A 16,765-nucleotide genomic window follows, 5' to 3' on the forward strand; every position below is an offset into this window, starting at 1 on the left:
GGGCCACGCGAGTGTAGTTCAATGGCAGAACTTCAGCTTCCCAAGCTGATAGCGCGGGTTCGATTCCCGTCACTCGCTCCATTGTCACGTCTCAAGCTACTTGGGCTTTTCTCAACCTACTTGGGCTTTGGCTGTCGTTTCTCACCGAGCCCTCCCGTCGAACTCTAGGCACGAGCCCATACCCGGTGCGCCCCACACCCCTAGCCACATCGGCGGGCAACTCCACAAGGTTTGCGCAAAAAGACCCGATGAGGCGAAATTCCCACCGTTGGATCATGGCTTGCTGAAATGCTTGACCTGCTCTGGTCGGCGCGGTCGAGCCACAAATCAAGGGAGATTCGTTGCGTACCTTATTCAACGGTGGGTGGACGGTTCAGCCGAACGTGAGCGTGTTCTCGCAGCTGGTCCCGAAGGGCGATCAGAAGAACGAGGTCACCCTCCCCCACGATGCAATGATCACGTTCGCTCGAACGGAGAGTTCAGGCGCGTCCAACGGCTACTTTCCGGGCGGTGCCGTCACCTACTCGAAAGTATTCGACGTTCCCGAAGAATGGCGACGGAAACGAGTGGCTGTTGAATTCGAAGGGGTTTACCGGGACGCCATGGTCTACGTGAACGGCGTCTTCGCTGGCCAGCATCCAAACGGATACACCGGCTTCCGCATTGCTTTGGACGACTTCCTCGATTACGGCAAGCCGAACGCGATTCGTGTTGACGCCCGCGCACACATGGACTCACGGTGGTACTCCGGGCTCGGGATCTACCGCGATGTCTACCTGACCGTCACAGCGCTCACACACATCACGGCATCCGGAATCCGAATCTCAACACCCGATGTCGATGACGAACGTGCGGTGATCGCGGTGGCCACCGAGCTCGTGAATGAAGACATCAGCACGCAGACCACACGACTCACAACAACGATCGTCGACGCAAATGGAGAGGATCTCGCGCGGGTTTCCTCTCCCGTCACACTCCGACCAGGAGACTCAGCTGTCGCGCGGCATCGCTTGTATCTTCCCAATCCGAAACGATGGAGCGTCGACACTCCAAACCGCTATTCGGTCCGGTCTGAGTTAGGAGAAGGCGAGCGATTGATCGAGACCCGCGACACCGCGTTCGGCGTTCGCACGCTGCAGATCGATCCACAGAACGGGTTAAGGATCAACGGCGAATCGATCAAATTGCGAGGCGCCTGTGTCCATCACGACAACGGGATCTTGGGCGGAGCAGCCTTCAGACGTGCAGAGGAACGCAAAGTTGAGTTGCTGAAATCGGCGGGATTCAACGCCATCCGCTCATCTCATAATCCGATGAGCCCTGCAATGCTTGACGCCTGCGACCGACTCGGAATGCTCGTCATGGACGAATCCTTCGACATGTGGACACGGGGAAAGAACCCGTTCGACTACTCACTGAACTTCCCAGAATGGTGGGAGCGCGACATCGAAGCTCTCGTGGAAAAGGACTTCAACCGGCCCAGTGTGATCGCGTACTCGATCGGGAACGAGATCCTTGAAGCCGGAAACGCGCTGTCCGCGAAATGGGGTCGCGCCATCGCCGAGAAGATCCGAAACCTTGACGGCTCTCGCTTCATAACCAACAGCATTAGCGGATTCGTGGCGACGATCTCCGACATACTCGAAGACTTTCAGGAGCAAGTCGGCGATCTTGAACGTGGAGGCGTCAATGACCTGATGACGGCGATGGGCGATCTCATGAACGAGATCAGCCTCTCTGACCAGGTCACAGCGATGACCGAAGAATCGCACTCAGTAGTCGACATCGTCGGTCACAACTATGCCGACGCCCGCTACCTCGCCGACCAGTCCGCATTTCCAGATCGCGTGGTTGTCGGAACCGAAACTCTGTCAAAACGGATCGACATCATTTGGGATCTGGTGACTCGCCTTCCTCATGTCATCGGCGACTTCACTTGGACTGGATACGACTACCTCGGTGAGGCGGGTCTCGGCCTCACCGTGTATGGCCCGGCAAACGAACCTTCGCCCGATCCGACCGCATACCCAGGGATCCTGGCCTGGTGCGGCGACATCGACATCACCGGATACCGTCGCCCCGCGTCTTTCTACCGCGAGATCGTCTACGGGTTGCGGAGTCAGCCCTTCATCGCGGTTGGCCAACCAGCGCCTGCGGGACGCCGGGCGGCGGCCCTCGACTGGGCGTGGAGTGACACAACCGACAGCTGGTCCTGGAACCTTGAGGAAGGCGCTCCGCTCAATGTCGAGGTGTACTCCGACGCACCGGAGGTTGAGCTCCTCGTGAACGGGAAATCCCTTGGCAGGGCGCCTGCCGGCCACGCCGCCCGCTTTCGCGCGAACTTCACCGTGCCATACCAACCCGGTGAACTCCTCGCCATCACTCGCAACGGCAACTCAGAATCGGGTCGCTCAGTTCTTCGTACGGCGGCGGCCCCAGCGGACCTTCGACTCGGAGTCGACCGCCCGGTGATACCTGCGCGCGACATTGCGTTCGTCACGATCGAAGTCGTGGATGCGAACGGGACGCTCGCGACCAACTGCGATCGCACCGTCTCCATCGACGTGGACGGACCGGCCGAGCTTCTTGCGCTTGGCAGCGCTCGACCGTCGACGAACGAGGTGTACAACTCGCACAGTCACACGACATTCGGCGGTCGCGCCCTCGCGGTCATTCGCAGCACCGATGTGGGAGAGGCAATCGTGACCGTTCGCGCGGATGGTCTTGCCGCCGCTACGGCCACGATCAACAGCGCCTAGGTGTCCATCGCTCCCGTGATCGTGGGAGACGGTAGGACGAGCCCTACCAACGCGAGCAGCGCAAGCGAGATGGCGCCGACGACAACAATCCCCAGTGAGTTGAACGTGATTGCGCCGAACGCGCTCGGCAGCATGGAAATCGAGCCGCCGACGACCGAATTCGTGAAGCCTGTGACTGCAATTGCGGTGCCGGCCTGGTTCTTGTGGTTCTGCAAAGCAATCACCTGCAGACACGGGAAACAGAATCCACATGTAGAGACGAGGACGAGACATACGGCAGCCAACGGAAAGAAGCCTGCTCCGATAACCGCAAGGACGATCATCACCGCTCCAGTCATGAACAGGATCGAGAGTCCGACTGCAACCAGCCTGCCTGGTTCAAACCACCGCATCAGTCGAGCCGCAGCCTGCGTCGAGAGCCACAAGGCGACTGCGATCGCGCCGAAGAGCATTCCGAATTGCTGGGCGTTCAGGCCTTCGGACACCTGGAACAGAAACGGCGAAGATGAAAGGTAAGTGACGAGCTCTGAAAAGACGAAGCCTCCGACGAGCGCAGCCCCGACAAAGACCCGGTCCGAGAGCACAGCGACGAAACGGCTAAAGCCGGCGCCAACTCCAACTCGTCCGCGCTGCAATCGGGGCAGCGTTTCTGGGATGAGCAAGACAGCAAGCAACACAACTGCCGAGCCGTATGCGGCGAGCATCCAGAAGATGCCGCGCCAATCGATCACCTGAAGGAGTTGCGATCCGACGATCGGAGCAACGACCGGCGCGAGTCCGGACAGGAGCGCGATTCGCGCAAGCATCCGCACGAGCGGATAGCCCTCGAATATGTCGCGGATCATCGCCACGGTGACAACCGCGCTGGCGGCAGCCCCGATCCCCTCGCCGAAGCGCATTGCTGAAACGAGATCGACCGTCGGCGCTAGGGCGATGCCGATACTTGAAGCGACGTGGAGGGTGGTCGCCACTATTAGCAGGACTTTTCTGCCGAACATGTCGCTCAGCGGACCAACGACGAGTTGGCCAAACCCCATCCCCACCGCTGTTGCAGTTAGAGTCAGCCGCACAGCCCCTTCCGTGGTGTGCAATTCGTGCATTACGGAGGGAAACGCCGGCAGATAGAGGTCCATCGTGAACGGTCCGAGTGCTGCGATCGCGCCGAGCACGAGCACGATGGCCCTGGTGCGTCGTGGCGAACCCAGTGTCGCTTCTGCAGCGCGTTCCGCCGCAACAAGCCTCACACCAGAAGTAGACAGTCGACGACCCGACAAGGTTCTACGGGGGCTTGGCAAGACAAAGGACCGGATGCGGCGCATGGACGTCACTGGACTCTCTCCAAAACAGGGTGTGCACGGCCATGAACCGCAAGGTCCCTACGAGAGTCGCATGGTTGGCGCGAGGAGAGCGAATCGTTGCGCAAAACGGAGGTGCAAGCCGCCGTCACGATGGAGGGCAGCAATGGGCGAGGGGCCGATGCAGTTCGCGCTGCACCGGCCCCTCGGGTTCCGAACTATCCCCTCCGAATCGTTACGGGTTTGATTGCGTTCAGGAGCTCCCACGAAGATAGGTTGCTCTCGAAGGCCGGGTAGATCCAGCGTCCCGCGTCGCTCTTGTTCCACTGCAGTGGCGTATTGAACTGATACCCGTTTTCGTTCACCTGCCAAACCTGGGTGGCCACAGCCGATCCAAGGTCGAGGCCCTCCGCCCTGAGTCCCGTATCCTTGAACCGCTTCGCCGCGTCGACGTATGTCGCACCGACGAAGTAGTCGACGGTGGGCCAGACTCCGTCCTCGTAGGTGGTGCCCGCAAATCCGAGGTAGGGGAAGCCTGTTGACCCGGGCGGCAGCCCCATGTTCGGCGAACCGATCTCGCGACCCTGACTGTCAAGTTTCGACTGGAAGAGCGCGATCTGACTTTTCAGCTGCAGGCGGTAACGGCTCGTGTCGACCAGGTCCGGGAGCCCGGCGCGTTCCGCGAGGTGCTGAGCGAAGAAGGTAGCCAAGAGAACGCTGTCGTTGTTGGCTGTAGGGCCCGGCGTGTATCGGTAATACTGATGGTCGGCGTTCCAGAAGGTCGCCTCATACTCGGTCTTGGCCGCTTTCAATTCGGCGTTCCACGTTGCCAGGGTCGCCTTGGATTCCCCGACGCTTTTGCCTGCTGCTGAGATCGACTCGAGCGCGAGCAGATACAGCTGCGAGTCATATGCGTCGACCTTGTTTACCGGGATGACGTCAAAAACGTTTGCGTATGGCAGCGGGCTTTTCAGGTTCGGACTGGGAGCGTTCATGTTTGGCGCCTCGGGCAGCGTCGACCCGGGAGGAATCGTCGCCTGGATGTACGCGAGAAGCTTGCGCATGGCGGGGTAGGCCTGACGCAGGAAGTTCCAGTCATGGTTACTCTGCGCGTAGTCATACAGCCTGAAGAGGTTCTCGCTTGGTTTGTCGATGAACCAGACGTTCCCCGGCGACGGCTGTTGGCCCTGAGTCCAGGTGATGAACGGGTCGCGGACCGAGTAGGCGGCAGGGTCGGTAGATGAGGTCAAGCCCGGGTCCCAGGGGTCGCCGTATGGATCTGCGTTGACGGCATCGATCTTGGCTCGAAGCCTGTCCCGCTCGATGGTTGGAAAGACCTGGCTGTATGCGAGGGAGCTGTAGGTGCCGACCTCTGTGCCCATCCCGCCGTTTGCGCCGCCGCCGGCATTGGAGTCGACACCGAGGTACAGGTGCGTGCCGGGCACAGTTGTTCCCTGACGTTTGACGCCTGTCGGTGCGACGGTATTGGAGACGAGGCCTCCTTCCCACAAAGCGGTCTTGAACGGCACTTGGGCCAGCTGATTCAACGCGCCTGTTCGAATCACCAGCGGGTAGGCGGGGTCGTTTGCGATCGGCTTCCACCACTGTTCCACTGCCCTAAGCGACTCGTCGTGTGCGGTGAGCGCGTCACGAGCGATGGCGAGGCTCTGGTTGAACGGGTAGCTTCCGGCCACGTAGTTGTTTTGCGTGTCCTCCTTTGCGCCGTAGAAGTTGGTGTAGTGACGCATCCAGACGGTGTTGTTGTTGGCGAAGGCGACTTGGGGGAAGTCCCACGTCAGCGCGAACGGGACTGTCGAGACTTCGCCCGGCTTCAGCGTGACGGCTACCGAGATCGCGCCAGCGGAGTGAGAATTGTCGATCGGCGCATTGGTCAGCGCGCCCGTGTCAGAGAACGGTGCGTACACGTCGGAGCCGTCGCCGTTCGCATTCCAAGAGGTTGTGTATGTGACCTTCTGCCCCGCCTGCGGTTTCGCGGCGATAGTCCATTCGGACCGGGACGCGTCGACGGTGTTTGACGGGTCGTTGGAAGTCATGGTGACGGCCTGGATGCCGGATTTTCGGTCGTTCGTGAACTGACTGTCGAGGCCGGTGCGAACCGTCGCGGGTTGCCTGCCTTCATGTGCGGGCGCGTTCGGCATGGTGAACATGACGGAGATGTTGCTGGTTTTGGTGGTGTGGTTTGCCAGCCGTACATCGAAGTAGGCGACGGGAAGCGACGTTCGTTTGTCCTCGCCCGCGACGATCGGAGAGAAGAACCTCATGGATACATCCGTTTTGAACGGGGTGTAGCTGGTCCACCCGAACGGGTAAAGGGCTGCATACGAACCTTCCCCGGGCTGGAGGAGGTTCCAGCCGGGGAGCGGCGATTGCCACGATCGTGCCGCCGACGTGGACTGAGGTCCGTTCGTAGCGAGCGTCTTGACGGTTGTTTGGTCCGTGCCGATCTGCTCTCTTACGTGGAACGCCGCTTGCGGGAGAGCACGCATCTCCCAGCTGTCATCTTGCGAGCCGCCGAAGAACCATGGTCCGAAGGTTCCGGACTGGTTGATCATGAAGGATCCGGCACCGACGCCGCCGAGAGGAATCCCGAGTCCCGGAACGCTTTCCGGCAGTCCGGGAAAGCCTGGTGTGGACGGGCCCGGCGGAATTTCTCCGAGCTGACGGACCGTCGCCGCGGCTGGAACCGCGAAAAAGTCTCTGGCGTGCGAATTCGGGTCGTTTGGGGACGCATTCGCAGCGTTTAGCGGAACGAACCCGCCGATCAGTGCTGCCGCGATTACGGCCGCAGTTCCGGTTCTACTGACTGCTCGTCGGCGTACTCTGAGTCGGCCAAAAGGTCGCGGCTGGATCAGCATTGGTCCTCCATCTTCTTCGTTGGATCGAGCGTGTTGTGGGGTATCGTCGCGGGCTACTGGTCTGCCTTGGTGAGCCTGATCGCCATATAGGGCCGAGCGGGAAGGTCTACGTGGACCGTGCCTTCGTGGACACCGGGAACGGTCTGGATGTTCATGTTCCAGGTGTCGATGACGTCTATGCGGGCGCGCATGCCCTCCGGGATGCTGACGTTCCGAAATAGTGGGCGGTTGGCGCCGAAGTAGATCAGGATGTACTCGTTCTTGACTCCCCCCCAGCGCGCATCCCAGTCCGACGGGAGCGGCTCAACACGACCGGTCGGTGATTCGGAGACGATTGTGCGGAGGAACGCGACTCGCGCGGGACTCTCGCCGGCGAGCTTCCCGCCCTTGGACCACCACAGAACCTCGTCTTCTGCGTGGAAAGTTTCACCGTGCGTGAGGTAACCGCCGCGCACGGTGCCGTCCCAGAACTTCTCGACGACTTCTTCTGCCGTCAAGTTTCCCCAGCCCTGGTCAAGGTTGCCTTCATAGCCGAACTCATCGACGACGACCGGCTTGCCCCACCGGTGGCGCCACTCATCGACGCGCTGGGACATCTTGCCTTCGTTGCGCTGAATGCTCGCATGGGTTGCCCAGTCCGCCGAGTAGTCGAAGAGTTCTGTCCAGTTGTGGATGGACATGAGGTGGTGGCTCGGGTCCTCGGCTTGGATCACCCGAGCTATCCTGTCCCAGTCATCTGGCCGTTTCGAGACGAGAAGTTCGTATTCATTTGCGAGCGACCACCAGACATTCGCAAAGCCACTGAGACGGCGGGTCACGTACTTGACGTAGCGGTCGTCTGCCGCCTTACCGAGAGCAGCGAATCCCCAGCGGTCGTAAGGGTGGAAGAGGATGAGATCGGCTTCGATACCGAGCTCCCCGAGCTGCTTGATTCGCCGCTCCAGACGCCGAAAGTAGTCGACGTCAAAACGTGTTGTATCCCACCCGCCGTCTTCACGGCGCGGAAAAACGTAGCGATCCGGATCGTTCGAGTTGTATAGGAAGTCTTTGGGGAAGAGTCCCATCCGCAATTTGTTGAAGGGCGAATCCTTGAGTGTTCGGATGGTTTCGTCCTGAAGGGCCTCCGGTTGGAGGGTCCAGACATACGCGGTCGTACCGAACGGTGTGTAGGGGGATCCATCAGCGTAGGCGAAGGCGAACTGGTCGACGACGCGGACTGGGCCCCGCCCGTCGCTGTCGGCAACAGAGATGGATCCAGTGATTCCGTCGAGAGAGCGAGCATTGGAAGTGGTGACGAATGACCATTCGCCATCGATCGGGAGGAGGAACCGGAGCACGTAGCTGCCGTCGTCGTCATAGAAGCCGCCCACTCGGAGCGTGAGATCACCGTGGGTAAGGATCGCCCCCAGTTCGACATCGACGAATGGGTTCCCGTGGCTCGGGCCGGCGAGGACGATCTCAGTCGTCTCGTGTAGTCGGGGTTTGTCGGGCAGCGTCACCGATGCGCTCGCATGCGCGACCGCGACTGATTCGTAGTCGGCGTCAGGCTGGATGGCAGGGGGCTCGACCGGAAGCGGCCGGGTGTCCTCGATCGTGGAAAGCTGTTGGAGCAAAGATCGTGCCTTGTCGGCGTCGGCCGCCAGTGCGAACTCAAGGAAGCCGCCGAGCGGGAAGCCGCGCAACTGTTCGGCGAGCGAGGAGCCCAAGAGGTCCGGAACCTCCGCCTCCAGCAGCCGCCGCGCTTCCTCGTTCTCCAGCGCTTCGCCGAACGTAGACCATCGGTCGAACGTGCGCATCGTTGCGTCTCCTGTCGTCATGCAGCCGGTCTGTTGACCTTCCGGATTCAAGGTCTCAGGTTTCGTCGAAGAAGCGGAACTCGTTGCGCAAAAATTGGCGCCGAACCGAGTGTTGCGCAAAAATGGTGGGAGGAGATGACATATGCCCGAACCCACTGCCGCTCTCGTTACCCTCGCCGATGTAGCACACAAGGCGGGAGTTTCCGTCTCAACCGCGTCGCGCGCATTGTCCGGGCGCGGCGACCTCAAGGCCGAAACGCGCAACACGGTCCTGCAGGTGGCGAGCGACCTCAACTACGACATGACGGGTACGAATCGCGGCCGTCCCGCAAACTTGGACTTGCGCCTCATCGAGCTAGTGCTCGGCACCTTTGACGACGCGTGGACTCAAGCTATTGTCAGTGGCGCGCGACGAGGCGCTTTTGCCAACGGGTTCGATCTCGTGCTCACCTTGGAGCGAGAGGATCCGGCGGACGACTGGCCCGCGAGGGTGGCGCGCCGGCGCCCGTCCGGCGTCATCCTTGGAATCATCAAGCCGACGAGGCACCAGATCGAGGACCTCGCCGCCGCTCGCATCCCCGTCGTCCTGATCGACCCGCGCTCTGATCCGCATGGGGAAGTGGCAAGTGTCGGCACTACGGATTGGCAGGGCGGCTACGACGCCGGCACTCATCTTGCGGCAACAGGGCTTGAGCGGTTTGCCGTGATCGCGGGGGTACCGCACTACCGATTCGGGAAGGCGCGAGAGGACGGATTCCGAACCGCAATCGCCGACGAGCTGGGCGACGTTCCCATCACTCGAATAGACGCCGACTGGACCGGAGCTGAGGTGACTCGGGAGTTTCGGGCCCTAGTCGCCAAGTCGGGTACGCCTTTGGGAGTGTTCGCATGTAACGACGAAATGGCATTCGCGGTGTACCAGGCCGCCTCGGTCCTGGGGCTGAGGATTCCCGAGGATGTCAGCGTGATCGGGTTCAACGACGAACCGCGCGCATCTGCAGCGGAACCCCCACTGACGTCTGTTCGACAGCCGCTGGAGGCGATGGCGGCGCGCGCCGTGCAGCTTGTGCGTGATCTTCGCACGCGGAATTCTGACCGGTTCGAACGTCTCGAGCTCCCGACGCGGTTGATGGTGCGCGAGTCGACTATCGCTTCTCGTACGTGACGCGCAGCAGGCGGGACTCCGCATCAGCTGCTCCGACGCAGAGCATCCGTCCAGTGAAACCGGATGCGACCTCGGTGGAGATGTAACGTCCGTCAAGGCGGCTCAACTCGTGGAAGCCGTCTCCGGCATCGAAGGAGAGAACGATGTCATCGGGACCGCCATGCCCGAGCGGGATGGGTAGGGACACGGGTGGGACGCTTTCGATGCGAACGGTGACCGCTCCGCCGGCGAACGGCGACGAACTCACCGTCGACCTGATGTCGCCGATTTGGGCTTCGACAGTCACGGAGCCATCCAGCACGTGCAGCCCGTACCAGTGTCGATCGTCGATTCGGACCCGGAATGTTCCCGAAGCCATCAGCACGGCATCTGCTCGCCAACTGAGGTCGCGGACGCGCACACACAGGCCACCTTGGCCGGGGATGCCCGCCAAAGCGACGCCACCCTCCGGGAGATGTTTCGCGATTCGATCAGGCTCGCCTGTCGGAGCTACCCAGCGGTGGTGGAGGGTCGGTGTCGCGAATGCATCGATGAAATCGGTGTCTACAGGTTCCGCCTGGAAGCGTCCCTCATCAAATACCGGCCACCCTTCGAGCCAGTCGACTCCGGCAAGGAACGTTTCACGGCCGAGCACGTGATACTGAGGGGTGGATCCGTGAGGCCTCGCACCCAGGTAGACGGCGGCCCAACCGCCGTCAAGATCGGGAACCAGATCTGCGTGCCCGACGTTCTGAACGGGATGGCCCGAACTGCGGTGGGTGAAGATCGGATTCCACGGGCACGACTCGAATGGGCCGCTTGGCGAGGTCCCTCGAGCGACCGTGACGCTGTGACCCCTTTCGGTTCCGCCTTCAGCGAGGAGCAGGTACCAGTAGTCGCCGATCCGGTAAAGATGTGGCCCTTCGGGTGCAACCATGCCAGTTCCCTGCCACACCTGGTATGCGGGTGACGTGAGCTTCCCGGTTGTGGTGTCCAACGTCGCTTGCAGGATTCCTCGACCTCCATCGGAAAAGTCGAGGGCGTTCCAGGTCAGATAGCAAATCCCGTCGTCATCCCAGACGATGTCGGGGTCTATGCCGATCGCGTCTGGGATCTGAATGGGATCGCTCCATTCGCCCGCCGGGTCGTCGGCGGTGAGGAGCAACTGGCCCGAGTCGAAGGTGCTGACATTCGTGGTGATGAACCAGAATCTTCCCGAGTGGAACCGCAGGGTGGACCCGTACACACCAGTCGACGGTCCGTCCGACCCGTATTGAAACTGAGAGCGCCGGCTCATGATGTGGCCGATCTGATCCCAGGTGACCAGATCGGTGCTGTGGAACAGGGGCGCCCCGGGAAAATACTCGAAGCTCGAGTTGGCCAGATAGTAGTCGGACCCGACTTTGCAGATTGTCGGGTCGGGGTAGAAGCCTGGGATCACCGGGTCGGTCGCCGCTGATCCCGATGGGCTCAGGACCGCGCCGCTGACAACTGGCGTGGGCGTGGGCATACCATCACGCATGGTCGATGACCGACTCGGAGAGAAAGGCGCGCTGCTCCGGTCGAAGGCTCGTATTGAGGTGCTCTTGCGTCAGCGTCATAGTTGTTTCCGTTCGGGGTACGAGGCGTGTTGTCTCAAATCGGCGAAACTCTGCCGCCGAGCCTGCGATGGTGAATCGATGTGAGACCTCACGAGGTGACAGAAGCCGCCGGCTCCTGCGCATACAGACGCAGCCGCTCGGTTCTGCGTTCCCGCTGGATTTTGGGATCCGCTACCGGCGCAGAGATCTGCAGGCGATGCGTGTAGTCGTGCCGCGGATGATGTGCGACCTGGGCCGCATCGCCGAGTTCAACTATCTGTCCCTGGTAAAGGACCGCGATACGGTCGCTGATCGCGTTGACAACTCCAAGGTCGTGGCTGATGAAGAGATAGGCGACCCCAGTACGCTCCTGCAGTTCTCTCAGCAGAGTGAGAACCCGGGCTTGGGTGGTGACATCGAGGGCGCTAGTCGGTTCGTCGCAGATGATGACTGACGGTTCGAGGGCAAGCGCACGGGCGATCGCGATCCGTTGCCGTTGACCGCCCGAGAACTCCTTCGGGTACCGCGCGCCGGAATCAGCTGGTAGACCCACAGCGTCCAGAAGCTCGCGAATCCGCTGACGCCCTCCAGCCACCCCCGCAGATTTCAACGGTTCGACAAGGATGTCCTCAACGGTCATCGACGGATTGAGCGACGAGTAAGGGTCCTGGAAGACAACCTGGATGGCTTTGGCGGTTCTCCGCCGCTGGTTGCGTGGAAGGTTACTGATCGTTTGACCGCGGAACTCGATGGTTCCCTCGCTGACTGGCGCAAGTCCGAGGATCGCCCGCCCGATAGTCGTCTTCCCGGATCCGGATTCGCCAACGAGACTCAACGTCTCACCCGGGAAGAGGTCCAGGGAAACGTCGTTGATGACAGTCTTGGTGTCGTGACGACCGGATCCGAATCGGACGACGAGATTCTTCACGCGCAGGATTGGATCGGTCATGATGCCTCTTCGATGATCTCGACGCTTCTGGACGAAGCCAGCAGCTCCTTGGTGTACTGCTCCTTCGGCGATTCGAAGAGATCATCCACCTTGGCTTCCTCCACGATTCGTCCGTCGCGCATCACGCTGACGACATCGCAGAGGTCGGCGACCACTCCCAGGTTGTGGGTGACCTGGATCATCGCCAGCCCGCGCTCCCGGCTGAGTTCCCGAAGGAGTTCCAGCACCTCGGCCTGCACGGTGACGTCCAGGGCGGTCGTGGCTTCATCGGCAACGATGATCTCCGGGTCGGCCGCGACGGCGCCGCAGATCAGAACGCGTTGGGCCATGCCGCCGGAGATCTCGTGGGGGAACATCTTGAATACCTGCTCGGGTTCCCTGATCCCGACGCGCGCCAGCAGTGCGAGCAGTTGTCTCCGCGCCTCCACTTTCGAGATCTTCTTCACCGCGCGCAGCCCGTAGGTCAACTGCGCCCCAATGGTGAATGACGGATCGAGGTTCGACATCGGCTCCTGGGGCACATACCCGATCCGGCGGCCGCGGGCTTGGACAAGCCGTTTGGGGTCAGCAAGAAGATCTTCGCCGTCCAGCCAGATGCTGCCGCCGAGCGTTACCGCTTCCTTCGGCAGAATCCCGAGGGTAGAGAAGGCGATCTGCGATTTCCCGGAACCGGATTCGCCGACGAGGCCATGTATCTCGCCCTTACGGACGACGAGGTCCACGCCGTGGACGACCTCCTGAATGTGTCCGTCGCTCTCCGGGTAGCCGACGCGGAGGCCGCGCACTGCGATCGCGTAGTCCCCCCTGGGGACAGCTCGGACGGATGGCTCTGACCTGTCTACGGCGTGCCGGCGTTGGCGAACCGTGAGGGGTTTCACGCCTGTGGACTGGAGTTCGTCGCGGAGCACGTTTCCTAGAAGCACCAGGCAGAGAATGGTGAGGCTGATCAGCAGCGCCGGCCACCATACCCCGATCGGGTTGTTGTAGATGTTGTTGAAGGCGTCCTGCATGACCGTTCCCCACGACGGCTGACTCGGGTTACCGAGCCCGAGGAAATCGACACCTGCCTGGATGCCGATGCCTGCCGCGATGATGAACGCGCTCTGGATGATGACCGGGCCGCGGACCGCCCAGAGTACATGTCGACCGATGATCCTGGTGTTCGAGAGACCGACTACCCTGGCAGCATCGACGTAAAGCTCTCCTCTCACGCCGACGACCACGGCGCGGACGAGTCTGAAATAGGTGGGCGCGACGAGGATGCCGAACACGGCCATCGCCGCCGGGATGTTCGGACCGGTGAGGGTGTAAAGGGCGATCAGCAGGACGATGCCGGGCAATGACATGATGACGTCGGTGAAGAAGTTGCCGACCGCCTCAAGTCGGCCGCGGAAGAAGCCTGCGAGCAGGCCGCCGGTGACTCCGATCGCGACGGAGACAATCAGGACGATCAGCGCGCCGATGATGGTGGGCTGTGTTCCCCAGACCAGACGCGAGAAGACGTCTCGTCCCGACTGGTCGGCGCCAAGGAGATGGCCGGGTGAGAACGGCGGCGCGTTCACGGCGTTCAGGTCGGTGACATTCGGCGGGGCCGGGGCGATCAACGGAGCGAAGACACCGAGGATCACGACGAAGAGAAGGAACAGCATCGTGATCGCGCCCAGCGGGTTCATGATCAGACGAACGACAAGTGGCTTACGTCGCCGGGGCTGCGGCCGCACGGCGCGGACGGAGGCCGTGGTGGGTCGAAGGCTCATCGTGTCCTCGCTTTCGGGTTGAGGGCAATGTTGGCGAGGTCGCCGAGAAGGTTGACGATGAGGACGAAGACGATGGTGACGAGCACGATGCCCATCACGATCGGTACATCTCCTTGCTGGGCAGATGTGTTGGCAAGCTGGCCGATACCGGGCAGAGCAAAGATCTGTTCGACGAAGACTGCGCCTCCGAGAAGAGCGATGGTCTGAAGGCTGAGGACCGTCAGTCCGGGGCCGGACGCGTTGCGGAGAACGTGCCGGAAGAGGAGGGGGCCTTCAGAAATCCCTCGAGCGCGCAGGGTTCGAACGAAGTCCTTTCCCTGCACATCGAGGACGGCGCCACGGATCTGCGTCGCCGCGCTGGCGACCGAGCCGATCAGGAGGGCTGCGACTGGAAGCGTGATGGAGTGGAGCCAACCTGCCGGATCATCCGCGAGTGAAATGTAGCCAGTGGCTGGGAAGAGCGGAATCGCTATGGCGAAGGAGAAGACGAGAACAACGCCGATGATGAACGCCGGGACCGCCGCACCCAGAACGGTCAGAAACTGCACGACCCGATCGATCCAGCCACCAAAGATTGCTGCTGCGACGCCGATCACGACGCTCAGTAGGAGGGTGAGGATCAGCGTTCCGAGGACGAGTGAGAGGGTCACCGGGACCCGGGTCGCAAGCGCATCGTTCACGGACTGTCCCGTGAAGTACGAATGACCCAGGTCACCGGTGACGACTCCGAGGAGCCACTTTCCGTACTGGACGAAGAGGGGCTGATCGAGACCCAGTTTGACAATCTCACGCTGAACGTCGGACTCCGTCGCACTGAGGCCCAGCACACCACGGGCAATGCCCTCGGCATTTCCGAACATCAGGCAGAAGGTGACGAACGTGACCACGAGCAGCACAGCCACTGCTCGTGCCAGCTTCTTGAGAATGGGGATTGTCAACATGGGACGCGAACTCTTCCGGTGTTACTTGAAGTCCCGCAGCAGCGGGTTGAGCGCAGCGTAGTCCGATGACGGCTGCACATTGATGTTCGAGCGGTAGGCGAAGAACAGGTCAGGGTAAGCCATCGGCACGAACCACGCCTGGTCGGAGATGTACTTGTTGATGTCCTGCTCAGCCTGCTTGCGCTGGTCACCCGAGGAGGTGTTGATCTTCGCCCAGAGCGAATCGATTGTTGCGTCCGGCTGGTGCGAGACGTTCCAGATGCCCGTGGTGAGAACGTAGTCGTTGATGTCCTCCAGCGATTCTCCGTAGTTGCCGAGAGGCCAAAGCGGCACGGGATACTTTCCGCTCAGCAGCTCCGCGTACATGTTCGGCCCAGACAGAGCCTGCTGTTCCACCTTGATGTTAATCAGCGAGAGTTGCTGTGTGACGTACGGCAGGAGCTTGTCCACACCAGAGCCCTGAATCACCGGGATGGTGAGCGTGAAGCCGCTCTCGTAGCCGGCGGACTTCATCAACGCCTTCGCCTTGTCGACATTGAAGGGATAGGGATCCGTCATTCCGTCGATGTACGCGTCGCTTCCCGGTCGAAAGATCTGAGTCGCGGGTTCGGCGTTGCCGAGGTAGAGCTTGTCGGCGACTGCCTTCTTGTCGAAGACCATGTTCATCGCACGTCGCACGTCAACGTTCCCCAGAGCCGGGATCGTCTTGCCGAGGTGGTCGGTGATCAGAAGGCGCGTCGTTTCGCCCTTCAGCGTCTGCAGCTTCAGCCCAGACGACTTGGCCTGGTTGACGGTGGAGGTTGTGATGAGTGAACCGTCGATCTGTCCGGTCTTGAGCGCACTCAGGACAGCGGTGTCGCTGCCGAGAACCTTCACGACCAGCTTCTTGTACGGGAAGGTCTTCGCGTCCCAGTATGCGTCGTTCTTCGTGAACGAATAGACGGAGCCCTGCGTTGTGTGGGACGTGTCGAGGACGTATGGGCCAGAGCCGACCGGCGTCTTGAAGTCCTTGCTCGCGAGCACCTTCGGCGTCGTGATGGGGACGTTGCAGGTGCTCAGGACGATGAGGGGATTCGCCTGCGGCCAGGTAATGCTGACGTCAGTCGCGTCGGGAGCATCGACCTTGATTCCGGCATAACGGGCTGCGCCGCCACCGTTCTTGGAAGCGAACTCGAATGTCGCCTTGACGGCTGCCGAATCCGCTGGGGTTCCATCGGAGAACTTCTGACCCGAACGCAGCTTCGCCGTAAGGGTCTTCTGGTCGTCGCTGATTTTCCAGCTTTCGGCCAAGCCCGGCAGCGGCTTACCGAACTTGTCACAACGAATCACGGTGTCCCAGACCGCCATCATCGGGTAGTTCTGATAGGGGGGCTGGTTCGATACATCCCAGCCGGTGATGTCCTGGGTCATACCCAGCGTGAGGGTGGCCTTCGACGCATTGGACGAAGAATTCGTCCCGGACGTGCAGCCGCTGAGTGCAACCGCTGTGATGAGGACCGGGACCGATAGGGCGAAAAGCGCTCGCCGTCGGGTGCTTCGCATTGCAACTCCTTTGTTGGTGGTGGGGCAGCCGGTGGTCAGTGCGGGTTTCACTTGCCGTGGGGGATTCCGGCGTGCATCGTTATCCACGTCGAACCTAGGTAGCCCATGTTAGGCGCGCAATCAAAG

Annotated in this window: 10 protein-coding genes, 1 tRNA gene and 1 pseudogene; 4 read left to right on the forward strand and 8 right to left on the reverse strand. The window is 61.3% G+C overall.

Features of this window, described 5'->3' with window-relative positions; translation table 11 throughout:
* Positions 1 to 7 precede the first annotated feature (7 nt).
* Both G3T36_RS03555 and G3T36_RS03560 read left to right on the forward strand, forming a co-directional pair.
* A tRNA-Gly gene (locus tag G3T36_RS03555) sits at positions 8 to 81 on the forward strand.
* Positions 82 to 383: 302 nt separating this feature from the next.
* Complete coding sequence (locus G3T36_RS03560; RefSeq protein WP_338031442.1) at positions 384 to 2,759, forward strand: glycoside hydrolase family 2 TIM barrel-domain containing protein; 2,376 nt, start codon at positions 384 to 386, stop codon at positions 2,757 to 2,759.
* Here the strand turns inward: G3T36_RS03560 and G3T36_RS03565 are convergent.
* From G3T36_RS03565 to G3T36_RS03575, 3 genes are all read right to left on the reverse strand, one after another.
* Positions 2,756 to 4,003 carry a Bcr/CflA family efflux MFS transporter gene (locus G3T36_RS03565; protein WP_163288022.1) on the reverse strand — a complete coding sequence of 416 codons (1,248 nt, stop codon included), beginning with the start codon at positions 4,001 to 4,003 and terminating at the stop codon, positions 2,756 to 2,758. The genes G3T36_RS03560 and G3T36_RS03565 overlap by 4 nt on opposite strands.
* 269 nt (positions 4,004 to 4,272) lie before the next feature.
* On the reverse strand, positions 4,273 to 6,930 hold the full coding sequence (locus G3T36_RS03570) for a GH116 family glycosyl-hydrolase (RefSeq protein WP_275689963.1): 2,658 nt from the start codon (positions 6,928 to 6,930) through the stop codon (positions 4,273 to 4,275).
* Positions 6,931 to 6,983: 53 nt separating this feature from the next.
* Complete coding sequence (locus G3T36_RS03575; RefSeq protein ID WP_240148327.1) at positions 6,984 to 8,747, reverse strand: DUF5605 domain-containing protein; 1,764 nt, start codon at positions 8,745 to 8,747, stop codon at positions 6,984 to 6,986.
* Positions 8,748 to 8,868: 121 nt separating this feature from the next.
* Between G3T36_RS03575 and G3T36_RS20225 the strand changes: the two are divergent.
* Positions 8,869 to 8,964 (forward strand): annotated as a pseudogene (locus G3T36_RS20225) (LacI family DNA-binding transcriptional regulator); the annotation flags it as partial.
* Positions 8,965 to 9,003: 39 nt separating this feature from the next.
* Positions 9,004 to 9,891 (forward strand): substrate-binding domain-containing protein, encoded by an 888-nt coding sequence (locus tag G3T36_RS03580; protein ID WP_338031445.1) that lies wholly within the window; start codon positions 9,004 to 9,006, stop codon positions 9,889 to 9,891.
* Here G3T36_RS03580 and G3T36_RS03585 read toward each other — a convergent pair.
* From G3T36_RS03585 to G3T36_RS03605, 5 genes are all read right to left on the reverse strand, one after another.
* Positions 9,872 to 11,380: a glycoside hydrolase family 43 protein gene (locus G3T36_RS03585; RefSeq protein ID WP_163288026.1), complete on the reverse strand. Its 1,509-nt coding sequence runs from the start codon at positions 11,378 to 11,380 to the stop codon at positions 9,872 to 9,874. The two genes, G3T36_RS03580 and G3T36_RS03585, sit on opposite strands and share 20 nt — an antisense overlap.
* 179 nt (positions 11,381 to 11,559) lie before the next feature.
* Positions 11,560 to 12,399, reverse strand: coding sequence for an ABC transporter ATP-binding protein (locus G3T36_RS03590; protein WP_163288027.1), 840 nt, complete (start codon positions 12,397 to 12,399; stop codon positions 11,560 to 11,562).
* Positions 12,396 to 14,156, reverse strand: a complete 1,761-nt coding sequence (locus G3T36_RS03595; protein WP_163288028.1) for a dipeptide/oligopeptide/nickel ABC transporter permease/ATP-binding protein — start codon at positions 14,154 to 14,156, stop codon at positions 12,396 to 12,398. Before G3T36_RS03595 ends, G3T36_RS03590 begins: the two co-directional genes overlap by 4 nt.
* Positions 14,153 to 15,097 carry an ABC transporter permease gene (locus tag G3T36_RS03600; RefSeq protein WP_193570854.1) on the reverse strand — a complete coding sequence of 315 codons (945 nt, stop codon included), beginning with the start codon at positions 15,095 to 15,097 and terminating at the stop codon, positions 14,153 to 14,155. Before G3T36_RS03600 ends, G3T36_RS03595 begins: the two co-directional genes overlap by 4 nt.
* Positions 15,098 to 15,118: 21 nt before the next feature.
* Positions 15,119 to 16,507, reverse strand: coding sequence for an ABC transporter substrate-binding protein (locus G3T36_RS03605; protein WP_205244996.1), 1,389 nt, complete (start codon positions 16,505 to 16,507; stop codon positions 15,119 to 15,121).
* Positions 16,508 to 16,765 lie beyond the last annotated feature (258 nt).

The sequence above is a fragment of the Leifsonia tongyongensis genome, assembly GCF_010686705.1.
Lineage (GTDB): Bacteria > Actinomycetota > Actinomycetes > Actinomycetales > Microbacteriaceae > Diaminobutyricibacter > Diaminobutyricibacter tongyongensis.

Excerpts from the sequence above, each read along its gene's own strand:
- G3T36_RS03570 (WP_275689963.1), bottom strand. The coding sequence starts at position 6,930 with ATGCTGATCCAGCCGCGACCTTTTGGCCGACTCAGAGTACGCCGACGA.
- G3T36_RS03600 (WP_193570854.1), bottom strand. The coding sequence starts at position 15,097 with ATGTTGACAATCCCCATTCTCAAGAAGCTGGCACGAGCAGTGGCTGTG.
- G3T36_RS03575 (WP_240148327.1), bottom strand. The coding sequence starts at position 8,747 with ATGACGACAGGAGACGCAACGATGCGCACGTTCGACCGATGGTCTACG.
- G3T36_RS03585 (WP_163288026.1), bottom strand. The coding sequence starts at position 11,380 with ATGCCCACGCCCACGCCAGTTGTCAGCGGCGCGGTCCTGAGCCCATCG.
- G3T36_RS03595 (WP_163288028.1), bottom strand. The coding sequence starts at position 14,156 with ATGAGCCTTCGACCCACCACGGCCTCCGTCCGCGCCGTGCGGCCGCAG.
- G3T36_RS03605 (WP_205244996.1), bottom strand. The coding sequence starts at position 16,507 with ATGACCCAGGACATCACCGGCTGGGATGTATCGAACCAGCCCCCCTAT.
- G3T36_RS03590 (WP_163288027.1), bottom strand. The coding sequence starts at position 12,399 with ATGACCGATCCAATCCTGCGCGTGAAGAATCTCGTCGTCCGATTCGGA.